The sequence below is a fragment of the Rhizobium sp. 01L419 genome (genome assembly GCF_056400025.1).
Window position 1 is genome coordinate 1 of record NZ_JBFTSM010000022.1, and the last position, 21,249, is coordinate 21,249.

Consider the following 21,249-nt stretch of genomic DNA (forward strand, 5'->3'; position numbering starts at 1 on the left):
CCGTCGCTGGACACCCTATCTCGGCGCCGGTGTCGGCGTGAACATTCCGCACGTCGAAGTCACCCGTCCCCAGGGCACGACCTTCGACTACGAATTCGGCGGCGTAACCTTCCAGGCGCAGGCCGGCGTCGACTTCCGCGTCACCGACAACTGGTCGACCTTCGTGGAATACAAGGGCACCTATTCACGCGTCGACGTGCCGATCGACAGCGGCGACCGCCTGAAGACGAACATCGTCACCAACGCGGTCAATGTCGGTATTTCATACCATTGGTGATCTGGTGCAATTCCAGCAAGAGTGTGCAGCGGTTTTGCGTCAGAATTGCGTGAAAACAAAGAGATAGAGCTTTTCCGGAATTCGAAGAAAGACGGAAATTCTCTAGAATTGGAGTTGCGGGACTATTTCGTGCCGCAACTCACTTTGCCTTCCACAACGAAGAAGTTGGCACCGCTTTCGATCCGTAGCGCGTAGGTGCCGCCGAAATTCGGCGAAGGCTTGTCGTGCCCACCGGCGAGAACCGCGAGATCCAGCGTCTCGCTTGCGGCATCACCACCTTCCGTATCGAAGACTTCCAGGCGCAGATCGCCATCGCGCGACCAGCGGTTCGTGAGATCTTTCGATTCGAATATCCGCTTGTTGAAGTTTGGGGATTTGGCAGCATCCTTGAGCATCAGCGCGCCGCGGAAATGGATCAGCTTGTGGCCGCCTCCATCTTCAAAAGCGCTTTCGAGCGTAAAGCGCACGTCCTTGTCATCGGCAGAACAGAAATAACGGCTGTCGGCGTGCGCCACACCAGCCGCGCCAAGCAATATGCCAAGCACCATAAATCCGCGCCACATAGCCATAACTCCCTGAGATCGACCGATGAATCGGTGATCTCAAACTAGCGGCAAACCTCTTAATTTTTCAGGCACAGAGCCCCCGTAAGCCCAGTCCAGGAGCTCGACCGTATGCAGGATCGGCGTCGGCGTGCCCGACCTTATTTGGGTGATGCAGCCGATATTGCCGGTCGCGATGATATCGGCCTTCGTCGCCTCGATGTTCTTGACCTTGCGGGCCTTCAGGACTGCGGAAATATCCGGCTGCATGATGTTGTAGGTGCCGGCCGAGCCGCAGCAGAGATGGCCTTCGGCCGGATCGCGAACGGTAAAACCTGCCGCCTTGAGCAGATGCTTCGGCGCCATGGTGATCTTCTGGCCGTGCTGCATGGAGCAGGCGGAATGATAGGCGACGGTAATGCCCCTCGGCATATGCGCAGGCAGTTCGAGGCCGGCGAGATATTCGGTGATGTCCTTGGCAAGGGCCGAGACGCGTGCCGCCTTGCCCGCATAGGCGGGGTCAAGGCGTAGCATGTGGCCGTAGTCCTTGATCGTCGTGCCGCACCCGGACGCGGTGATGATGATCGCGTCGAGGCCGCCAGCCTCGATCTCGCGGGTCCAGACATCGACATTGGCGCGGGCCGAAGCCAGAGCCTGCTCCTCGCGCCCCATATGGTGGACCAGCGCGCCGCAGCAGGCCTCTCCCTCGGGGACGATGACCTCTATACCAAGGCGGGTCAGCAGCCGGATGGTCGCCTCGTTGATGGCGGGATCGAGAACGGGCTGTGCGCAGCCGGTGAGGATCGCCACGCGTCCGCGCCGCTCGGCCTGCGGCTCATGCCGCCCGGGCCGAGCGAAGGGCGATGGTGCGGGAATGCTTGATGGCGCAAGCGCCAGCATGGCGGCGAACGGCTTCAGCGCCGGCCCGCGCATCAAGCCGGCAAAGGGGCGGCCGATCCGGGCAAGCGTCAGGGCTGCCCGAAAGCGGCCGGGATAGGGCAACACGGCCGCAAGGATGGCGCGCGTCAGCCGGTTCATGAACGGCCGCTTGTAGGTCTTTTCGATATGGGCTCGGGCATGGTCGACCAGATGCATGTAATCGACGCCCGAAGGACAGGTGGTCGTGCAGGCAAGGCAGGACAGACAGCGGTCGATATGGGTGACGACTTGCGTATCCGCCGCGCGGTCGTTTTCCAGCATGTCCTTAATGAGATAGATGCGCCCGCGGGGGCTATCAAGCTCGTTGCCGAGAGTGACGTAGGTCGGACAGGTGGCGGTGCAGAATCCGCAATGAACGCACTTGCGCAGGATCTGTTCGGATTCGGCTACATGCGGATCGGCAAGCTGGGCAAGAGTAAAGTTGGTCTGCATTTCAGTGTCCCGCCATCTTCCCCGGATTCAATATCCCCGCCGGATCGAACTTTTCCTTCACGCGGCGCGAAAGCAGTGCCACTGCCTCTTCCTCCGGTTGGAAGGCTGATATCGCCGCCCTTGCCTCAGCCGAGGCGCGGATCAGCGTCGCATGGCCGCCACCGAGCGCCCTGATGAAGCGGCGGATCAGACCGGCTTCCGGATCTGCCTCCATGCGCATCCAGACGAGACCACCCTGCCAATCATAGAAAGCATCGACGCCGGCTTCCAGCCTGAGGGCCGCGACAAGCTGATGGCCAGTGCCGGGCGCTACCGAAACCCGCCAGACGGGCCGTGCCGTTCCGTCAGCGTAAGGTGCGACGTCGCGGATCTCCTGCCAGAGCTGCCGGCTGGCGGCCTGATCCAGCCTTGCAGCAGGGCCAAACGACGCCATCGCCGACAGAAGTTTTACCGCGCGTGAGTCTACCGAACCCGGCAGACCTTCGATACGCAGCACCGTCGCCTCTCCTTCGGGCAGTTTGCCGCCGAGAAACTTCCACGTCACGGTCAACGGCAGGTGTGCCGCGCCGGTGACGTCCATCGGCAGGGCCATGGCCGCTGCCATCGCATTTGCGGCCTCGGCATCATTCAGACCGGAAATGACGACGGTCTCCTCGGTCTTCGCACGCGGCGGCACGCGGAAGGTAACCTCGGTCAGGAAACCCAACGTGCCATGCGAGCCAGCCAGCAGCTTCACCAGATCCAGACCCGTGACATTCTTCATCACCCGGCCACCGGCCTTGATGATCTCGCCCTTGCCATTGACGAAGCGGATGCCAAGCAGGCTGTCACGTGCGGCACCCGCCACGAAGCGTCGCGGACCGGAGACATTGGCGGCAAAGACACCGCCGATCGTCGGTTCACCCGATGTGCCCATGAGGGCGCGATGATCCATGGGCTCGAAGGCGAGCATCTGGCCGTTTTCGGCAAGGGCCGCCTCAACGTCGGCAAGCGGCGTGCCCGCTCTTGCGCTCATGACCATCTCGCCGGGATTATAGGCGACAATCCCGGATAGGCCGCTCGAGCGCAGGCGATCCTCCGCCTCGACGGCATTTCCAAACCCGGAACGCGTGTCGCCGCCGCTGATGGCGAGCGCACGACGCTTTTCCGCATGCGCGCGGATAATTGCCGCGACTTCCTCTTCGCTTGCAGGCACCAGATCGATCATGCGGCAGGACGCCCCTCAAGCGGGAAGACCTTGGAAGGGTTCAGCAGCCATTGCGGATCGAAGGCGGCGCGGGCCGCCATCTGCTGGGCGAGATCGGCCTGCGAATATTGATGACGCATCAGGTCACGCTTTTCGATACCGACGCCATGTTCTCCAGTCAGGCAGCCGCCGGCATCGACGCAGAGCCTGAGGATATCGTTGCCGGCCGCTTCGGCCTTTGCCGCATCCTCGGGATCATTGGCATTGAAGAGGATCAGCGGATGCATGTTGCCATCACCAGCATGGAAGACGTTGGCGACCCGCAGGCCGTAATGTGCGACGATCTCGGATGTCCGCTTCAGCACATGGGAAAGCTGGCTCAGCGGGACCGTGCCGTCCATGCAGATATAATCGGCGATGCGGCCGGTCGCGCCGAAGGCCGATTTGCGGCCCTTCCAGATCAACGCCGCCTCGGTTGCCGACTGGCATTCACGTACGGTCTTGACACCATGGGTACGGGCAATCTCGACAATGCTTTTCAGCATGTCGTCCATTTCCGCCTCCGATCCCTCGACCTCAACGATGAGCAGCGCACCGACATCAAGCGGATAACCGGCATGGGCAAAGGCCTCGCAGATCTCGATCGCCGGCTTGTCCATGAATTCGATGGCGACGGGAATGATGCCGGCGGCGATGACATCGGCCACACAGCTGCCGGCCTCTTCCGAGCTTTCGAAACCGAAAAGAACCGGGCGGGCGCCCTCGGGCTTGGCAATCAGGCGCACCGTCGCTTCGGTGACGATGCCGAGTTGGCCCTCATGGCCGCAGACAAGGCCGAGCAGATCGTAGCCCGCCGCATCCAACGCCTTGCCGCCGAGATCGATCACCGTCCCATCGGTCAGCACCATCTTGACGCCGAGCAGGTTGTTGGTCGTCACGCCATATTTCAGGCAGTGCGCGCCGCCGGAATTCATGCCGATATTGCCGCCGATCGTACAGGCAAGCTGGGAACTCGGGTCGGGCGCATAGAAGAAACCGTCCGCGGAGACGGCTTCCGAAATGTTGAGATTGGTCACACCGGCCTGAACGACCGCGCAGCGATTGGCGAAGTCGATGTCGAGAATACGGTTCATCTTCGACAGGCCGAGCACGACGGCGTCTTCCTGCGGGATCGCGCCGCCCGAAAGCGAGGTGCCGGCCCCACGAGGGACGACCGGAATGCCGTAGCGATGACAGTATTTCATGACAGCTGCCGCTTCCGCCGTCGATCGCGGCAGGGCGACTGCGAGCGGCAGGCGGCGGTAGGAAACGAAGGCATCCGTCTCGAAGGGCACGAGCTCGCGCGCTTCATGGATCAGACATTCCGGCGGCAGGAGATCGATGAGATCGGCGACGATTTCCCGGCGGCGCGCCAGAACATCGGGGCGTGGAGCGAGAAACGAAATGGCGTCGGACATGGCGTTCTCCCTCGGCCAACATGACGGAAACCGATGGCAATTCCTCCCGGTCACCGGTTCTTTCGGCTTAGCACTTTCCCGAAACCGGCGCAAATGTTAAGCACTTATGCCAAAAGGGAAAAAGTTACAAAAGCTTATGACCAATCTGGGTGATCTCGAAATCTTTGCCAAGGTCGTTTCGACCGGCAGCATGTCGCTCGCCGGCCGCGCGCTCGGCTTTTCCCCTGCCGTCGTTTCCAAGCGTATCAAGCGGCTGGAAGACCGGCTCGGCACGCGGCTTTTGCAGCGCACGACGCGGCAGATCTCGCTGACCGAGGCGGGCCAAGGTTTCTACGACCGTGTTCTCGGCATTCTGGCAGGGCTGGAGGAAGCGGAATTCTACATTTCCGGCCGCTCGGCGCAGATGCATGGCACGCTGAAAATCTCCGCCCCCACCTCCTTCGGCCGTATGCATATCGCGCCACATCTGAAATCCTTCATGGAGGCGCATCCGGAACTCACCATCAATCTGGTGCTGACCGACGAGTTCAGCGATATCGTCGGCGGCGGCTTCGATCTGGCCATCCGCATTGCGGAACTGACCGATTCCAGCCTTGTCGCGCGCCGCCTGGCTCCGGTGCGCCGGGTGCTCTGCGCCTCGCCGGATTATGTCGCCGCCCACGGCATGCCGGAACATATCGAAGAACTGAAACAGCATCGCTGTCTGCCGGCCCACAACAATGACGTCTGGCGGCTGGACGGACCAGACGGAGCATTCAGCCTGCGGCCCGAGGGCACGCTGATCACCAATTCGAGCGAGGTGATCCGCGAGACGGTCATTGCCGGCCTCGGCATTGCTCTCCGCTCCACCTGGGATATCGGTGAGGAGTTGAAGGACGGCAGGCTGATTCAGGTGCTGCCATCCTATGAAGGTTCGCACAATGTGACTCTCTCGGCGGTCTACCCCAGCCGCCAGTTCCTGCCGGCCAAGGTACGTCTGTTCATCGACTATCTGGCCGAGCTCTACGGCCCGGATCCCTACTGGGAGCACTGAGCGAACGAGTTCAACTGGCTAATGTGCCAGCCGTTCGATGACGAGATCAAGCAGCGCCCGCAGCCGGGCCAGCCGTTTCATGTCGCGATGATAGCCGACCCATGTATCGCGGCCGGGTGGTGCTTCGCCGAGATCGACATGTTCGATGGCCGCGATGGAATCGCCGAGCGGACGCGGCAGCACGGCAAGGCCGGCACCGTTGGCGCAAAGGGTCGCCTGTACATCTCTGTTATTGCTGCGCATGACGATATCGGCCTTCGGCAGCAGACGCCTCAGCCAGCCGACATCGGGCATTCCGCCGAAGGCCTCGTCCATGGTGATGAGGCGCGCGCCGGTTCCATCGCCGGTTTCAGGATGAGTCAGGCCACGGCGGATATAGAGACCGTAATCGATATGCAGGAGCTTGCGGGATATGACCTCGGTCTCGGTGAAAGGCGCGATACGGAAGACGATATCGGCCTCGCGACGTGAGAGGCTCATCAAGCGGCTGTCGGTCAAAAGCTCAATGACGACCTTGGGATAGGCAGCCGAGAACTCCGCCAGGATGGGCGAGAGCACGTGAGCGCCGAACCAATCCGAGGAGGAAAGCCGTAGCAACCCATCGAGTTGTCTGTTCTGGCCGGCGAGTTCACGCTCCAACCCGAGCGCTTCTTCTTCCATGCGTTCGGCGCGGGCAAAGACGGTCGTGCCTTCATCCGTCAGGACAAAACCATCGGCCGTTCGCTGAAAAAGCGTCTGGCCGAGCGAGGCTTCCAGCACCCGGAGGCGGCGACCCATGGTTGGCTGCGTCAGCCCGAGGCTGCGCGCTGCTGCACCAAGGGTTCCAAGCCGCGCGATTGCCAGGAAGAGTTTCAGGTCGCTCCATTCCACGGCTTACACCCATTTAAAAATGCATGATCGATAGTCTTTATCTTTAGTTTCCATTCGAAATTCAATGCCGCATTCTTCGGCCCACAAACCAAGGAGAATTCCATGAGCACGATGAAAGCAGCGCTGGTCGAAACGCAGAATGCCGAATTCCAGGTCGTCGATATCGCCAGGCCGGTTGCCGGACCTGGCCAGATCCTCGTCCGCATCAAGGCCGCGGCGCTCAATCCGCTGGACCTTAAGATCCGCGCCGGCGAGGCCGCACATGCCCGCCACCCCCTGCCCGCCATCCTTGGCATCGACATGGCCGGTATCGTCGAAGCGGTCGGCCCCGGTGTGACAGGCTTTCGCCCCGGCGACGAAGTCTATGGCATGACCGGCGGTGTCGGTGGTCTGCAGGGATCGCTTGCCGAATTTGCAGCTGTCGATGCCGATCTCGTCGCTCTGAAGCCGCGCAATCTCTCCATGCGCCAGGCGGCAGCCCTGCCGCTGATCGCGATCACCGCCTGGGAGGGGCTGGAAGACCGCACACAGGTAAGGTCCGGGCAGAAGGTGCTGGTCATCGGCGGTGGTGGCGTCGGCCACATCGCTGTGCAGATGGCGGTTGCTGCCGGTGCCGAGGTCTATGCCGTCGATGGCGCCTCGAAGGCCGACTATATCCGTAGCATAGGCGCAACGCCGATCGACTATGCAGTTGCGACAGTCGAGGACTACGTCGCCCGGTATACCGAAGGCAAAGGCTTCGACGTCGTCTACGACACGATCGGCGGAAAGGGGCTCGATGCCGCCTTCCAGGCGGTCGCCAAGTTTGGCCACGTCGTCAGCAGCCTCGGCTGGGGCACACATGCTCTGGCGCCGCTCTCCTTCAAGGGAGCAAGCTATTCAGGCGTCTTCACGCTGGCGCCGCTCCTGACCGGCGACGACCGCGCCCATCATGGCGAGGTCCTCAAGCAGCTAGCGTCACGCGTCGAAGCTGGAGCGCTGATGCCGAACCTCGACCAGCGGCGGTTTTCGCTTGCCGAGGCAGGCGATGCCTACCGGCTGCTCGAAAGCCGGCAGGCCGAAGGCAAGGTAGTCGTCGAGATCTAATGCGCCAGATCGAGATAGGCGCTCGCTACCATCGCATCGATGTCGGCGGGCACCGGCACGATGCAGGATTCGGCGCCAACACCGTGTTTTGCGACACGCTCCAGGCAGCGGGCCTGCAGCGTGAAGCCGAGGTCCATGGATTCCACCGAGTTGCCCAGGGGTCGTGGACCGGCGAGATTGGCCATATGGCCGCCGCCGAGCACGTGGAAGGAGCGGCCATCCTTCAGGTGGAAAGTCTCGATATGATCGGCCTCATATCGGTCGATGCCAACGAAATCGGGATGGCTGTGAAAGGCTGCGACATCGATCTCACGCGGGAAATGGCCGCCGTTCATCAGGATCGCGCCGTCCTTGATGAGCGGCAGATCGGCTGCGGTGACGATATCAGGGAAACCCGTGACAGTGGCGATCACGTCCGCCGAGCGGACCGCCTGTTCGCGAAGCGGCGTGATGAAGCCATCCAGATGCGCCTCCAGGCTGGTAACAGGATCGATATCGACGACGCTTACCGTCGAGAAGGCGTTGCGGAAGGCGGCGGCCGTGCCCTTGCCGCAGGCGCCGTAACCGAAGACGGTCACACGCTTGCCATTGGTAGAGCGGTTGGTGAAGCGCATGTAGCTTTCGAACAGGCTCTGGCCGACGGCATGCTTGTTTTCGGCGAATTGCTTGATCGGGCTGTCGTTGATGACGAGGATCGGCATTGCCAGCTTGTCGCGCATCGGCAGCAGGCGGGTCCGGCCGGAGGTCGTTTCTTCCGTACCGCCGAGCAAATTGGCGTAGGGCCTTTCGGCTGCGATGGCGAAGAGATCACCACCATTGTCCAGCAAGAGATCGGGCTTTTCTGCAACGACGGCTTCAAGGCTCCGGTGGTGGGCGACGGGATCGGTCGTCTGGGTCGCGAAGACGGTGATGCCCTGCGCGCGCAGGAATTCCACGGTCGCCGGCTGGGTGCTGTTCAGATTACCGGTGCAGATCAGGCGCGCGCCACCGGCCCGCAAGGTCAGCAGCAGAGCGACCGTCTTCGGCTCCAGATGGATGCCGGTGCCGATGGACAAGCCTTCAAACGGCCGCGTGTTTTCAAATTCCGCCGCCGTTGCGTTCAGCAGGCGGCAGCTATTGCCGATCCAGTCGATGCGTGTCGCAAGCTTTTCCATCTCATGCCCTTTCGTTGCCCTGATCTAGCGAGCAAAAGACAGGGCCGACATGGAGATATTTCTGACAAAAGGGCAGAAAAACTGCCCTTTTGTTACGCGCTGCCGGAGCGCAGCAGCCAGTTGCGGAGTGCCACGAAGGCCGGACGTTTCGCATCCGGCGTCCGGCAGCAGAGGCTATAGCCTGCCGGGCGGCGAATGAAGCCGTAAGGGGCAACCAGAATGCCGCGGGCAAGATCGTCTTCGATCGAGGCTTTCGGTGCCAGCGCGATACCGAGGCCGGAGCGGGCTGCCCCCAGCGCCAGAAGCAGATCTTCAAACTCGCGCCGGCGAGAAAAGGCAACCGGCGGCGTGGTGCTTTCGGCAAACCACTCCGCCCAGAGCTTCGGCGCACTGCGGCTGACGAGCACGGTCATATCCGCCGCCATGGCTTGGGGGTTGCCGGCAAGCCTGGCGGCGAGTTCCGGTGTGGCGACTGGGCCAAACTCATCCTCCATGAAACGCGTCTCCGACATCCCAGTAGAGGAGCGCTGCTCGCCGCCCATGATGACGGCATCGAAATCCGGATGATGGGAAAGCGGCTCAACCACGGGCATGGGTACGATATCGATCTCGATATCGCCAAGGCTTGCCTGCATGTCAGCCGCCCGTGGCATCAGCCACCAGACAGCGAAAGCCGAGGGCACTCCGAGGCGGATGCGCTTCCTGTCTGTCTCCTCGAATTCGGCGGCGGCGCGTCTCAAAATGGTAAGGGCAGCACCGGCGGCCTCCGCAAAGGCGCTCGCCTTCTCGGTCGGGACCAGCCTGCGGCCATCACGCACGAAGAGCTTTCTGCCAAGATGGTCTTCGAGTGTGTCAATCTGCTGGCGCACCGCGCCGCGCACCACACCGAGCTCCTCGGCCGCCTTCAGAATGCTGCCATGGCGGCAGACGGCTTCGAAGGCGCGGATAGCGTTGAGGGGCGGGAGTCGCATAGTTACCACATTCCAAAAAATCGCGGTGGATCACCAGATCTTGGCATTGAAGAGAATGCAAGGCCGGACCATATTGTACAGCTGTGCAAGACGACGCGTTCGGGACAGGAAATGGCGGAATTTCCGTACCTGCCCCGCTTCGATTTTCCTATGTACAATGGATTAAATCGTGTCCGTCGTTTTGCACGTATGGATCGCGCAAGCTTTTCATATGATACTAATATTAAACCGACTCAGATAACGACCGTAAAGGTGACCCGACAATTGACCCTTCTTGCCCGCCTGGCTTCTGATGTGCAACTCATGTTCCGGCGTCCGCCGCGTCAGCAATATGCTGCGCTCTGCTATCGGGTGAAAAAGAAGTCGGGCGATCTCGAAGTTTTGCTGATGACCAGCCGTGACACCGGCCGCTGGGTCATCCCCAAGGGCTGGCCGATGAACCGCAAATGCGCCTATGAAGTTGCGGCGCAGGAAGCCCTGGAAGAGGCTGGCGTGCGCGGCACGGTGGAGACCGAAACGCTCGGCCACTATACCTACCAGAAGGTTTTGCGCGACGGTATGAAGGTGACCTGCAAGGTTCAGGTATACGTCCTCGAAGTGACCGGTGCGACGAAGAATTTCAAGGAAAAGGGCGAGCGAACCATCGAGTGGGTTCCCTGTGACGAAGCGGTCAAGCGCGTCCAGGAACCCGAATTGCGCAACCTGTTCCTCGCCTTTAAACGGCGGATGGCCGAAAAGCTTTCCAGCGGCATTCCGAAACAAATTCCGGCGGAATAAGTCCTGCCATCTTGTGCTGCTATAAAAGGCGGCGCAAAAGCAGGTCTTAGCCAGGAAACAGAATGCCGCAACGCAACGCCGTCCTCACGAAACGCACGCTCGATAAGGACCTCGACAAATTTACCCATGTCGAGGATGCGGCCAAGCACGTCTCGCGACGGTTGGTGACACCCGGACTTGGCCTGATCTTTCTCGGCCTCGCCATGCTTTTTGCCGGCGTCTACGTGTTCGACAGGCCGGGCGCTGTGCTGGTAATTGCTGCCGCAGCACTTGCCGCCTACATGGCCATGAACATCGGCGCCAACGACGTGACGAACAATGTCGGCGCGGCCGTTGGTGCGCGTGCCATCACCATGAAGCAGGCGCTGATCGTCGCCGCAATCTTCGAGGTGCTGGGTGCGACGATCGCGGGCGGCGAGGTCGTCAGGACGATTTCCTCCAGCATCGTCGATACGGCGCAGGTCCCTCCCGCGACACTCGGCTGGATCATGATGGCGGCGCTCACGGCTGCCGCGCTCTGGATCAACCTCGCCACCTGGATGAATGCACCGGTTTCGACGACGCACGCAATCGTCGGCGCCGTGATCGGGGCAGGCCTCGGTGCTGCAGGACCGGAACCCGTCAACTGGCGGGTGATGTTGGAAATCACGGCAAGCTGGATAACTTCGCCATTGATCGGCGGGCTAATCGCCGCCGGGCTGCTCTATCTGGTGAAGACCCTCATCGTCTATCGCGAGGACAAGATCGCTGCCGCCCGGCAGTGGGTGCCTGTGATGGTCGCCGTCATGGCCAGCGGCTTCATGGCCTATATGGTGCTGCAGCTTGCGCCGCAAGGACGCTATTCGTCGCTGACGATCCTTCTGATCGGCATCGGCATCGGGCTCGTCAGCTGGCTTGCTGTGCGGCCACTCATCCTGCGGCAGGCGGAGAACCTCGAAAACCGTAACAGCTCACTTCGTACGCTGTTCCACTTTCCGCTGATCGGCTCGGCCGCGCTGCTCTCCTTTGCGCATGGCGCAAACGATGTTTCGAATGCGGTTGGCCCACTCTCGGCCATCGTTCACTCTGCCGGTATCGCTGACAACAGCATGATCGGTCATCCGCCGCTCTGGGTCATGCTGATCGGTGCTTTTGGAATCTCGGTCGGGCTGCTGCTTTTCGGGCCGCGCCTCATCCGGCTCGTCGGCGAGGAAATCACCAAGCTCAACCCGATGCGCGCCTATTGCGTGGCGCTGTCGACCGCCTTCACCGTCATCGTCGCCTCCTGGCTCGGCCTGCCGGTCAGCACCACGCATATTGCCGTCGGCTCCGTCTTCGGCGTCGGCTTCTTCCGCGAATGGTACACGCGCCATTCGAAGCGCCGCATCGAATTCATACGTCGCAAGGCTGAAAGCTTCGAGATCGACGAGCCTGAGCCAAATGTCCATGAAGCCCGTCGACGTTATCTCGTCCGCCGTTCGCACTTCATGACGATCATCGCAGCCTGGGTCATCACCGTGCCGGTTTCGGCTGCGCTTGCGGCGATGATTTATTGGGTTATGTTCGCGCTCTTCATGTGAGTCAGGGTCTCAGAATGCGCGCCAATTTCCGCATGCAGCGGCTTTTCATCGACGCCCCCTTGTCAAAGGGCGCCGCCGTCGAGGCCAACGCCGATCAGTTCAACTATCTCGCCAACGTGCTGCGCATGGAAGAGGGTGCGGAAATCCTCCTCTTCAATGGTCGCAACGGCGAATGGAAGGCGAGCCTTACCTTCCCGACCCGCAAACGCATCCTGCTGTCAGCCACCGAGCAGACCCGACCGCAGCCTGCGCCCTCCGACCTGCACTATCTGTTCGCGCCGCTGAAAATCGGCCGTATGGACTATCTGGTGCAGAAGGCGGTGGAAATGGGCGCCGGTCTGCTGCAGCCGGTCATGACACAGCACGTGCAGGGCAAAATCAGCAATCTCGACAAGATCCGGGCGAATGTCATCGAAGCAGCCGAACAATGCGGCATCCTCGGCATTCCTGAAGTAGCGGAGCCCATCAAACTTTCCGATCTGCTCGATCGCTGGCCCGGAGAGAGGCGCATCATCTATTGCGACGAGGGCGATGCCGGGCAGAACCCGCTGCCGCTGCTTTCCAGGATCGCCGAAAAGAAACTCGCACTGCTGGTTGGTCCCGAAGGCGGCTTCTCGGAAGAGGAGCGAATGCGCCTGCGCAGCCTGGATTTCGTGACCGCAATTCCACTCGGTCCACGCATCCTGCGCGCCGATACCGCAGCAGTCGCGGCAATGGCAATGATACAGGCTGCCATCGGCGACTGGAATTGACTTTCGAACGCCGGTTCCCTGGAAAGCCTGCTAATTTTTTGATGACATATTGAAAGAATTTCACTTGCAACTTAGCTGGCTTGGGCACTAATCACCCTTCCAATTGCCCCGGCCCCCGGCGCCTTCCGAATACAGGTAATTTCATGGCTCGCGACACTACCGACCAGACACCGCTCTCTTCGGTTCAGGAGCTGACCGACTATCTTGCCGCCGGCAACAAGCCGAAGGAACGGTTCCGTATCGGCACCGAACATGAGAAGTTCGTCTTCTTCCGCAAGGACAACAGTCCGGTTCCCTATTTTGGCGAAGCCAGCATTTCCGCACTTCTGAAAGGCCTGCAGGCCAAGAGTGGCTGGGAGCCGATCACGGATGGCGACAACATCATCGGTCTCGGCGAGCAGAACGGCATGGGCGCGATCTCGATCGAGCCCGGCGGCCAGTTCGAGCTCTCGGGCGCACCACTCGAGAACATTCATCAGACCTGCAAGGAATCCAACCAGCATCTGGCGCAAGTGCGCGAGATCGCCGAGCCCATGGGCATCGGTTTCCTCGGCATTGGCGGCAGCCCGACATGGACCTATGCGGAAACCCCGCAAATGCCGAAGTCGCGCTACGAGATCATGACCAGCTACATGCCCGAGGTCGGCACCCGCGGTCTCGACATGATGTATCGCACCTGCACGATCCAGGTGAATCTCGATTTCTCTTCGGAAGACGACATGCGCCGCAAGATGCGCGTATCGATGAAGCTGCAGTCGCTGGCGACAGCGCTTTTCGCTTCCTCTCCCTTCACCGAAGGCAAGCCCAACGGGATGCTCTCCTGGCGCGGCGATGTCTGGCGCGACGTGGACAACAGGCGCAGCGGCCTGCTCGACTTCACCTTCCGCGACGATTTCGGCTTCAAGGATTATGCCGAATGGGCGCTCGATGTTCCCATGTATTTCGTCATGCGCGACGGGCACTATCATAAGGCGACCCACGTCACCTTCCGGCAGTTCATGAACGGTGCGCTGAAGGGCGAGATTGCCGACCATGAGCCGACGATGGGCGACTGGACGAACCATCTTTCGACCCTCTTTCCCGACGTGCGCCTCAAGCGGTTCCTGGAAATGCGTGGTGCGGACGGGGGCCCGTGGCGCCGCATCTGTGCCCTGCCTGCCTTCTGGGTCGGCCTGCTCTATGATGACGCCGCTCTTGAGGCCGCCGACGCACTGACCAAGGACTGGCGTTTCGAGGAAGTGAATGTCCTGCGCAATGCTGTGCCGGAGGAAGGCCTCAAGGCCAGGTTCCGTGGCCATGCGCTGATCGATACGGCGCGCGAGGTCGTGAATATTTCCCGCGCCGGCCTCAAGGCACGCAACAGGCTGAATGGCGACGGCGTCGACGAGAGCATCTTCTTGGCACCACTCGATGAGGTTCTGGCAAAGAAGGCGACGCTCGCCGAAGATCTGCTGGCGCTCTATCACGGCCGCTGGAACGGTTCGGTCGAGCCGGTCTTCCAGGAATATCAATACTAAGAGGCGGCTCTCCCCCTCCAAAAAGCCGTTTGCGCATTCCCATTTCCGGCTATAGTGGCGCTGACATGCGCCGCTATACAGGAAAGGGACTTTCATGCTGCCACTTTTCGACATGATGATGCAGGCGCAGAACGGGGCGGCGATGGATGCAATCTCCAAGCAGTTCAACCTCGCCCAGGAACAGGCAACGAAAGCGATGGCCGCGCTGATGCCGGCTTTTTCCACCGGCCTCAAGCGCAGCACCAGCAACCCCTATGATTTCGTCGGCCTGATGCAGGCAGTGGCCTCGGGAAATTATGCCAAATATTTCGAGGATGTGAGCAAGGCTTTCACGCCTGAGGGCGTTTCTGACGGTAACAACATCCTCTCCCAGCTTTTCGGTTCCAAGGAGGTCTCGCGCGCCATTGCGGCGCAGGCGGCCCAGATGACGGGCATAGGCCAGGAGATCTACAAGCAGATGCTGCCGGTCATGGCCGGTACGCTTATGGGCGGGCTCTTCAAGCAATCGACCGGGCAGATGGCCTCGCCGGTCAATCCCTTCGTCAATACCGCCATGGGCGAGACGATCCAGGGATGGCTTGAGAGCACCGGCTTTGCGCCGAAGCCGAAAGCGGCGCCCGAGCCCAGCATTTTCGATAATCCCTTCACGCAGGCCATGCAGCTGATGTTCAGCGTGCCAAAGCCGGAACCTCAGTTGCAGCCCGCCAACCCGTTCCTCGACAATCCCTTCGCCAAGGCATTCCAGGAAATGATGGCGGGACTTCAGCAGCCGGCGGCAAAGACCCCGGAACAGCCGAAGGAAGAACCGAAAGCGGTCAATGACAGCTATACCCAGATGCTGAATTCAATGTTCGACAGCGGTCTCGAGGTGCAGAAAAACTATCAGAAGAGCCTTGAGGCAATCTTCGAGGCCTATCGGCCGAAACCCACGCCTGCTCCCGAAAGCCCTGCCCCCGCGGCTAAAAAATAAAAAAACCCGGAGATGGCTTGGGAAAGCCGATCACCGGGTTAAGCAGCAGGGCTATTGGCTATCGCCCTGCGGGGAAATACGTGCGCTCAGTCCCTGTAGGGGCGCATGACCGCAATATGCCAGCGGCGCTTGGCCGCCTGTGTCAGATGCTCCGACGGATCTTCAAAGAAGGTCGAAGCGAGGAAAGCGGAGGTGACATCGGCCCGCGTCAGGCCGATATCCCGCAACTGATTGTCATCGAGCTCATGCAGCCCGTTCACCTGCGAGCGATTGCGCACAATGCGAAGGGCGTTTGCCAGCGGCGCAAGGCCAGCCATGAGACGTTGCATGAACGTCGGGGCGAGCTTGCCGCAGTCGAGTTCTAGTGTCTGTTCATGAGTGCGCATCGAACTCTCCTTTCTTCGGGGCGCAGAACAGCCCACCCCGCCTGCGAGGTCGTGCAGGAAGGGTCAAGCTGGTCACAGGCGGACAGGCAGGGTGTCTGTCCTTCACTTTGCTTGATTTGCATCCCGAAGATGCCAAAGACCTATTGATCAGTCCAACGAATGTTTCTAATGATTAGCATCAGAGATCTTTATGGGTGGATGGGATCATGTCGGCGCCTCTTGATATCGACCAGTTGCAGACCTTCATCGCAATCGTGGACTCCGGCAGTTTCACCAAGGCTGCCGACAAGGTCTACAAGACGCAGTCTGCCGTCTCCATGCAGATGCGCCGGCTGGAAGAGCGCATCGGCAAGCAACTCTTCATCAAGGATGGTCGCGGCAACCGCCTGACGGTGGAAGGCGAAAAACTGCTCAACTATGCCCGGCGCATGATCCGCCTGAACAATGAGGCGATCGCCGCCTTCGACGACAACAGGCTGGAAGGTACGTTGCGCATCGGCACGCCCGATGATTATGCCGACCGTTATATGCCCGAGATCATCGGCCGCTTCGCCAAGACACATCCGAATGTGGAACTATACATCGTCTGCGAGCCATCGGTCGATCTGGCCGAGCGCATGCACAAGGGCGAACTCGATATCGCGCTTGTCACCCATAATCCGCGCGAGCGTATTTCGGATGTGGTGCGGACGGAACCGCTTTGCTGGGTGAGTTCGGCCAACCATCCGATCCGCGACGATGCACCGGTGCCGCTTGCCGTCGGCCGGCGCGACTGCCAATGGCGGCAGCTTGCCTGCTCGGCGCTCGATGCCGTCGGCCGCGAGTATCAGATCCTGTTCACAAGCTGGTCCTGCACCGTGGTTGCCTCCGCCGTGCTCGCCGGCATGGCGGTTTCGGTCATGCCGGAATCGGCACTCCGCACAGGCATGAAGGTATTGAGCCAGGCAGACGGCTTCCCGGCGCTGCCGCCGGTGCAGATCGGCATCATGAAACGGCCCGGCGTTTCCCTGTCGCTGATGAATGCCATTACCGCGCACATCACCGCCTGCCTCGACAACATCACGCCGACTGTCATCGAAGACAGCCTCGACCAGGATCTGAAGACCGGTCACGCCCGTCACTATCCGCGGCTCAAGGCTGCGGCCAGCATGATGCCGAGCTGGTAGTCTTAAGCTGCCGAGGCAGACGTCGGAGCAAAAAGGGAGGCGCGGATCACGCGCTTCCATTCGTCGAGAATGCGCTCGCCGAAACCATCTTCACTCAGCACCGCAAGGCGGATTGCAGCGCCGATCAAGTGGCTGAAAAGGTAAGTGCGCGCCTTCATTTGCTCATCGCAGAGTTCCGGCGAGAGACGGCGGACGGCATCCTGAAAGATCTCGGCAACCTGACCGCTATGCTCGATGTTCAGGCGTAGCAGATCCTGATCGGTCTCGGTGCCCATCCAGACCCCCAGATAGGCCGCATCGTTGCGGTATTCGGCATAATACCAGTCGATTATCGTGGAGATGAGGTCGAGCGCTTCGTCGAGGGACCGAACATCCGCAAACATCTCGGCCGTCTTCTGCTGGATCGCCTGCGCATGGCGGTCGAACAGCGCTTTGACGATCGCCGCCTTTTCCGGGAAATATTGATAGACCGAACCGATCGGAACCTTCGCGGCGGCGGCAAGCTCGGTCATCCGCATGGCGCTGACGCCCTTTTCCGCAATGATGGTGGCGGCTGCGTTGAGAATGAGATCCAGCCGCTGGATGCTGCGCTCCTGTTTCGGCTTCCTACGAAGAGCAATGCGATCCGAAATGTCCGCGCCCATGTGGTTCCCATCTGTCTCGTTATTGAGCGGCGGAAGTGATGTGTCATACCGGCGCGTCGGGCCGATATGACATGCAGGTATTCATCCGTCGTAAATGGAAATGGTCGGATTTTAAGCAATGGCAAGAGCCTATGTAAAACGGGGCGTTATGCCCCGTTTTGGCCTGTGCCAAAAGGCCCGTTAACACTCTGTTCAGCAAGGCGGGTTGGCCGCTTGTCGCTCTCCTTCGTCGCGTTGCGGTAGCATCCCGAAACCCAGATCAGGCAAGGTTTTGCTTCAGAAACTCGATCGTGCGGCTCCAGGCGAGATCGGCTGCCGCCTTGTCATAGCGGGCAGCTGACGTATCGTTATTGAAGGCATGGTTGACGCCGTCATAGACGTAGATTTGAAATTTTTTACCATTGTCCTCCAGCGCCTTCTTATAGGCATCGATGCCGGCGTTGATGCGGTCATCGAGGCCGGCATAGTGGAGCAGCAGCGCAGCCTTGATGTTGGGGACATCGGAGGCTTGCGGCTGTGCGCCATAATAGGCCACACCTGCTTTCAGCTCGGGCGATTTGACCGCGAGGTTGTTGACCGCGCCACCGCCCCAGCAAAAGCCGATCGCACCGACTTTGCCGTTCGTCGCATCGAGCTTGGAGAGATAGGCGACGGTCGCCTCGCCATTTGCAACGGTCGTGGCCGCATCAAGCTTGCTGAACATGTCACGCGCCTGATCCTCATTCTCGGGCGTGCCGCCCTGCGGCGAGAGAAAATCCGGAGCGAGCGCGACGAAGCCTTCAAGCGCCATGCGGCGGGCGACATCGCGGATATGTGGGTTGAGGCCGCGGTTCTCATGGATGACGATGACGCCGCCAAGCTTGCCGGTCGCATCTTTCGGCTGCACCAGATAGCCCTTCATGTCGTCACCGCTCCCCGGATAGGTGACATCCTGGGCAGTCAGACGGTCGTCATTTTCGGCGATCACTTCGGCTGCTGCCTTGTTGGCAGCCAAAAGGGGCGCAATTGCCGCCGCTGCTGTCGCCGAGCCGGCCAGCTTCGACAGCTTGTCCATGAAGCTGCGACGATCCAGCGTCAGATGCGTATATTCGTCATAGGCATTGATCATTGCCTGCGTAATGGTGGGCTTTTCCATGACAGACCTCCTCTGTTCCCTACCCCATGCCCGATCGGCAAGGGGGAACATAGGTCAGCGGCCGATAACGGAGGAACAAAACTGTGTTACCTGATGGCTCCGGATCAGGAAAACAACATCCAGCCGGCAAGCCAGGCCCACATGACACCGAGCACGACAAAACCGGCGGCAAAGAGAGGGCTGCGGAGGCGCAGGTCGTTGCTGGTAACATGCACATAGGCATGGGCATATCGCAGGACGACGAAAAGCCAGGCGAGCACGACGGCCACCAGGTTATCCGCCTCGGTGATATAGAGAAGAATGCCACAGGCATAGAAAAGCACCGGCAGCTCGAACTGGTTGGCGAGGCTGTTCTTGACGAAAAGGCTTTCGGGCGGTTCGTCACGGTTCTCGCGATAGTCGGATTTCTTCATCCGGCCCTCATGAACCACCTTGCCGCGGCGCAGGCCAAGCAGCCCATACAGGATATAGACCAGCAGGACGTGGGCAAGCAGGGGCCAGAACATCTCAAAGCCGGTCATCGATCATTCCCTTCGTTTCGGCGACTGCCGGAGAAGTAGCGGAAAGACCGGGCGGATTCCAGAGCCCTGGCGGCCCGCCGTGAAGCGGGCCGTCTTGAGGATCAGACTTGGGCGAGGCCACCATCGACAAAGATTTCGGCGCCGGTGATGAAGCTTGAATCATCTGATGCCAGGAACAGCGCCGTTGCGGCGATTTCTTCCGGGCGGCCGACGCGGCCCATCGGAACCTGCGACGCCATATAGTCCAGCAGGCCTTGCTGCTGCGCCTTGTCCTGACCGGCGAGCTCAACGAGACCGGTCGTTTCCGTCGGGCCGGGGCTCAGCGTGTTGATGCGGATGCCGCGATCCTTCAGGTCGAGGATCCAGTTGCGGGAGAAGCTGCGAATTGCTGCCTTCGATGCAGCGTAGACGCTGAAGGCCGGCGTGCCGGATGCACCTGCAGTGGAACCGGTCAGAATGACCGAGGAGCCGTTTCCGAGCAGTGGCAGGGCCTTCTGCACGGTAAAGAGCACGCCCTTCACGTTGCGGCCGAAAGTATCGTCATACTGTTCTTCGGTGATGGCCCCGAGCGGCGCAAACGAACCGCCACCGGCATTGACGAAGAGCACGTCGATGCGGCCCACTTTCGCCTTCACCAGCTCGTAGAGACGGTCGAGATCGGCAGGCTTTGCCGAGTCGGCCTGGATGCCGGTGACGTTACCGCCGATCTCGGCGACAGCCGCATCAAGCACATCCTTGCGGCGGCCGGTGATGAAAAGCTGCGCGCCCTCCGCTGCAAAGCGTTTTGCCGTGGCAAGGCCGATGCCCGACGTTGCGCCTGTGATGACAGCAATCTTTCCATTCAGTCTCAGTGTCATTGTCGTCGTCTCCTGTTGTATTCGACTGAATTGAAGATGTGGACGAGCGTTTCATTTCTGAATAGAAACAAATGAAAAGTATCATTGCAGGAATGAAACGATGGGCTTTCCGGACTTCGAAGGCTTCGCCATGTTCGCCAAAGTGGCAGAGGAACGCTCCTTCGTCCGCGCTGCCAAGACGCTCGGGGTTTCTGTGCCGACGGTCTCGAGAGCGGTCAGCCGGCTGGAAGACCGCCTCGGCGCACGGCTCTTCAACCGCACTTCGCGTCAACTGGCTTTGACGGATTTCGGGCTGCGGTTCGTGGATCGCGCCCAGCGCATCTATGCCGAGGCGGAAGCGGCCGAAAATGCCGCGCGTGAACTTTCCAGCCAGCCGCGCGGGCTGATCCGCCTCGCCGTTCCCATGGTTTTCGGACGGCAATGGCTGGCGCCGATCCTGCCGGACTTCTTCGAACTCTACCCCGAGGTTTCGATCGACATGCATATGAGCGATGCGGTGGTCGATCTCGTGGGCGGAGGCTTCGATGCAGCGCTGCGTATTGCGGTGTTGCCCGATTCCTCGCTCGTGGCGAAGAGGCTGACGTCGGTCGCGCCCTTCATTCTTGCCGCCTCCGCCTATCTTGAGAAATACGGTTGCCCGCAACACCCGCGAGATCTCGCAGCCCATCATTGCCTCGGCTATGCCTACCGGCCGCGGCAGGATATCTGGCGCTTCGGCAACAAGGCCGGAGAAGAGGAGATCGTGGTACCCAACGGACCGCTGCGGGCCACCAATTCCGAAGCACTGATTCCGATGGCGTTGCGCGGCCTCGGCGTCGTCGAACTGCCGGAATTCATGGCCTATGAATATCTGGCCGACGGGCGCCTGAAAGCGATCCTCACCGACTGGAGCCTGCCGAAGGGTGCGCTTTATTTCGTCACGCCAACGGCGCGTGCCCGGCCGACAAAAGTGGAAGTGCTCGGGGACTTCCTTGCGGCAAGGCTTGCCCATCCGGCATGGCGCTGGTCGCCGTAAGCG

Annotated in this window: 22 protein-coding genes; 10 read left to right on the forward strand and 12 right to left on the reverse strand. The window is 60.7% G+C overall.

Annotated elements, in window-relative coordinates:
• Positions 1 to 277, forward strand: a 277-nt coding sequence (locus AC1DUP_RS31475) for an autotransporter outer membrane beta-barrel domain-containing protein (protein ID WP_113201679.1), incomplete at its 5' end; no start/stop codon positions are given.
• A gap of 122 nt (positions 278 to 399) precedes the next feature.
• Here AC1DUP_RS31475 and AC1DUP_RS31480 read toward each other — a convergent pair.
• From AC1DUP_RS31480 to AC1DUP_RS31495, 4 genes are read right to left on the reverse strand one after another with little or no spacing between them, the layout of a single operon-like run.
• Positions 400 to 840: a hypothetical protein gene (locus AC1DUP_RS31480; RefSeq protein WP_477836690.1), complete on the reverse strand. Its 441-nt coding sequence runs from the start codon at positions 838 to 840 to the stop codon at positions 400 to 402.
• A gap of 39 nt (positions 841 to 879) precedes the next feature.
• The gene (gene glcF / locus AC1DUP_RS31485) at positions 880 to 2,190 is read right to left on the reverse strand and encodes a glycolate oxidase subunit GlcF (protein WP_113300635.1); all 1,311 of its coding nucleotides are present in this window, start codon (positions 2,188 to 2,190) and stop codon (positions 880 to 882) included.
• A 1-nt stretch (position 2,191) separates the two neighbouring features.
• Complete coding sequence (locus AC1DUP_RS31490; protein WP_477836691.1) at positions 2,192 to 3,397, reverse strand: FAD-binding protein; 1,206 nt, start codon at positions 3,395 to 3,397, stop codon at positions 2,192 to 2,194.
• Entirely contained in the window at positions 3,394 to 4,833 is a 1,440-nt protein-coding gene (locus AC1DUP_RS31495) for an FAD-linked oxidase C-terminal domain-containing protein (protein WP_477836692.1), read from the reverse strand. Before AC1DUP_RS31495 ends, AC1DUP_RS31490 begins: the two co-directional genes overlap by 4 nt.
• Before the next feature lie 136 nt (positions 4,834 to 4,969).
• Here AC1DUP_RS31495 and AC1DUP_RS31500 point away from each other — a divergent pair, with 136 nt between their 5' ends.
• Positions 4,970 to 5,866, forward strand: coding sequence for a LysR family transcriptional regulator (locus AC1DUP_RS31500; protein WP_113311512.1), 897 nt, complete (start codon positions 4,970 to 4,972; stop codon positions 5,864 to 5,866).
• Positions 5,867 to 5,884: 18 nt separating this feature from the next.
• Here the strand turns inward: AC1DUP_RS31500 and AC1DUP_RS31505 are convergent, their stop codons facing one another.
• The gene (locus AC1DUP_RS31505; RefSeq protein WP_477836693.1) at positions 5,885 to 6,736 is read right to left on the reverse strand and encodes a LysR family transcriptional regulator; all 852 of its coding nucleotides are present in this window, start codon (positions 6,734 to 6,736) and stop codon (positions 5,885 to 5,887) included.
• Positions 6,737 to 6,838: 102 nt separating this feature from the next.
• Here AC1DUP_RS31505 and AC1DUP_RS31510 point away from each other — a divergent pair, with 102 nt between their 5' ends.
• Positions 6,839 to 7,822, forward strand: coding sequence for a zinc-dependent alcohol dehydrogenase family protein (locus AC1DUP_RS31510; protein ID WP_477836694.1), 984 nt, complete (start codon positions 6,839 to 6,841; stop codon positions 7,820 to 7,822).
• Here AC1DUP_RS31510 and AC1DUP_RS31515 read toward each other — a convergent pair.
• Together AC1DUP_RS31515 and AC1DUP_RS31520 are read right to left on the reverse strand one after the other, a co-directional pair.
• The gene (locus AC1DUP_RS31515; RefSeq protein WP_477836695.1) at positions 7,819 to 8,976 is read right to left on the reverse strand and encodes an adenosylhomocysteinase; all 1,158 of its coding nucleotides are present in this window, start codon (positions 8,974 to 8,976) and stop codon (positions 7,819 to 7,821) included. The two genes, AC1DUP_RS31510 and AC1DUP_RS31515, sit on opposite strands and share 4 nt — an antisense overlap.
• A gap of 92 nt (positions 8,977 to 9,068) precedes the next feature.
• Positions 9,069 to 9,947, reverse strand: coding sequence for a LysR substrate-binding domain-containing protein (locus tag AC1DUP_RS31520; protein WP_477836696.1), 879 nt, complete (start codon positions 9,945 to 9,947; stop codon positions 9,069 to 9,071).
• A gap of 264 nt (positions 9,948 to 10,211) precedes the next feature.
• On the opposite strand from AC1DUP_RS31520, the gene AC1DUP_RS31525 reads away from it, so the two are divergent.
• The 5 genes from AC1DUP_RS31525 to AC1DUP_RS31545 all read left to right on the forward strand — a co-directional run bounded on the left by AC1DUP_RS31525 (position 10,212) and on the right by AC1DUP_RS31545 (position 15,522).
• A complete protein-coding gene (locus AC1DUP_RS31525; RefSeq protein ID WP_477836739.1) occupies positions 10,212 to 10,724 on the forward strand; it encodes an NUDIX hydrolase in 513 nt (170 codons plus the stop codon).
• A gap of 62 nt (positions 10,725 to 10,786) precedes the next feature.
• Positions 10,787 to 12,283 carry an inorganic phosphate transporter gene (locus AC1DUP_RS31530; RefSeq protein ID WP_113300644.1) on the forward strand — a complete coding sequence of 499 codons (1,497 nt, stop codon included), beginning with the start codon at positions 10,787 to 10,789 and terminating at the stop codon, positions 12,281 to 12,283.
• Positions 12,284 to 12,297: 14 nt separating this feature from the next.
• Positions 12,298 to 13,035: a 16S rRNA (uracil(1498)-N(3))-methyltransferase gene (locus AC1DUP_RS31535; protein WP_477836697.1), complete on the forward strand. Its 738-nt coding sequence runs from the start codon at positions 12,298 to 12,300 to the stop codon at positions 13,033 to 13,035.
• Positions 13,036 to 13,178: 143 nt separating this feature from the next.
• Positions 13,179 to 14,552 (forward strand): glutamate--cysteine ligase, encoded by a 1,374-nt coding sequence (locus tag AC1DUP_RS31540; RefSeq protein WP_113311520.1) that lies wholly within the window; start codon positions 13,179 to 13,181, stop codon positions 14,550 to 14,552.
• Positions 14,553 to 14,646: 94 nt separating this feature from the next.
• Positions 14,647 to 15,522 carry a DUF937 domain-containing protein gene (locus tag AC1DUP_RS31545; RefSeq protein WP_477836698.1) on the forward strand — a complete coding sequence of 292 codons (876 nt, stop codon included), beginning with the start codon at positions 14,647 to 14,649 and terminating at the stop codon, positions 15,520 to 15,522.
• An 86-nt stretch (positions 15,523 to 15,608) separates the two neighbouring features.
• On the opposite strand, the gene AC1DUP_RS31550 is transcribed toward AC1DUP_RS31545, so the two are convergent.
• A complete protein-coding gene (locus AC1DUP_RS31550; RefSeq protein ID WP_112541455.1) occupies positions 15,609 to 15,908 on the reverse strand; it encodes a YjiS-like domain-containing protein in 300 nt (99 codons plus the stop codon).
• 206 nt (positions 15,909 to 16,114) lie between these two features.
• Here AC1DUP_RS31550 and AC1DUP_RS31555 point away from each other — a divergent pair, with 206 nt between their 5' ends.
• Entirely contained in the window at positions 16,115 to 17,074 is a 960-nt protein-coding gene (locus tag AC1DUP_RS31555; RefSeq protein WP_113300649.1) for a LysR substrate-binding domain-containing protein, read from the forward strand.
• A gap of 2 nt (positions 17,075 to 17,076) precedes the next feature.
• Here the strand turns inward: AC1DUP_RS31555 and AC1DUP_RS31560 are convergent, their stop codons facing one another.
• The 4 genes from AC1DUP_RS31560 to AC1DUP_RS31575 all read right to left on the reverse strand — a co-directional run bounded on the left by AC1DUP_RS31560 (position 17,077) and on the right by AC1DUP_RS31575 (position 20,231).
• Positions 17,077 to 17,718, reverse strand: a complete 642-nt coding sequence (locus tag AC1DUP_RS31560) for a TetR/AcrR family transcriptional regulator (RefSeq protein WP_113300650.1) — start codon at positions 17,716 to 17,718, stop codon at positions 17,077 to 17,079.
• A gap of 259 nt (positions 17,719 to 17,977) precedes the next feature.
• Positions 17,978 to 18,853, reverse strand: a complete 876-nt coding sequence (locus tag AC1DUP_RS31565; protein ID WP_477836699.1) for a dienelactone hydrolase family protein — start codon at positions 18,851 to 18,853, stop codon at positions 17,978 to 17,980.
• Between the two features lie 104 nt (positions 18,854 to 18,957).
• A complete protein-coding gene (locus tag AC1DUP_RS31570) occupies positions 18,958 to 19,374 on the reverse strand; it encodes an MAPEG family protein (RefSeq protein WP_113311522.1) in 417 nt (138 codons plus the stop codon).
• A 101-nt stretch (positions 19,375 to 19,475) separates the two neighbouring features.
• Positions 19,476 to 20,231: an SDR family oxidoreductase gene (locus tag AC1DUP_RS31575; protein WP_113300653.1), complete on the reverse strand. Its 756-nt coding sequence runs from the start codon at positions 20,229 to 20,231 to the stop codon at positions 19,476 to 19,478.
• A 100-nt stretch (positions 20,232 to 20,331) separates the two neighbouring features.
• Here AC1DUP_RS31575 and AC1DUP_RS31580 point away from each other — a divergent pair, with 100 nt between their 5' ends.
• Complete coding sequence (locus tag AC1DUP_RS31580) at positions 20,332 to 21,246, forward strand: LysR family transcriptional regulator (RefSeq protein ID WP_477836700.1); 915 nt, start codon at positions 20,332 to 20,334, stop codon at positions 21,244 to 21,246.
• Positions 21,247 to 21,249 lie beyond the last annotated feature (3 nt).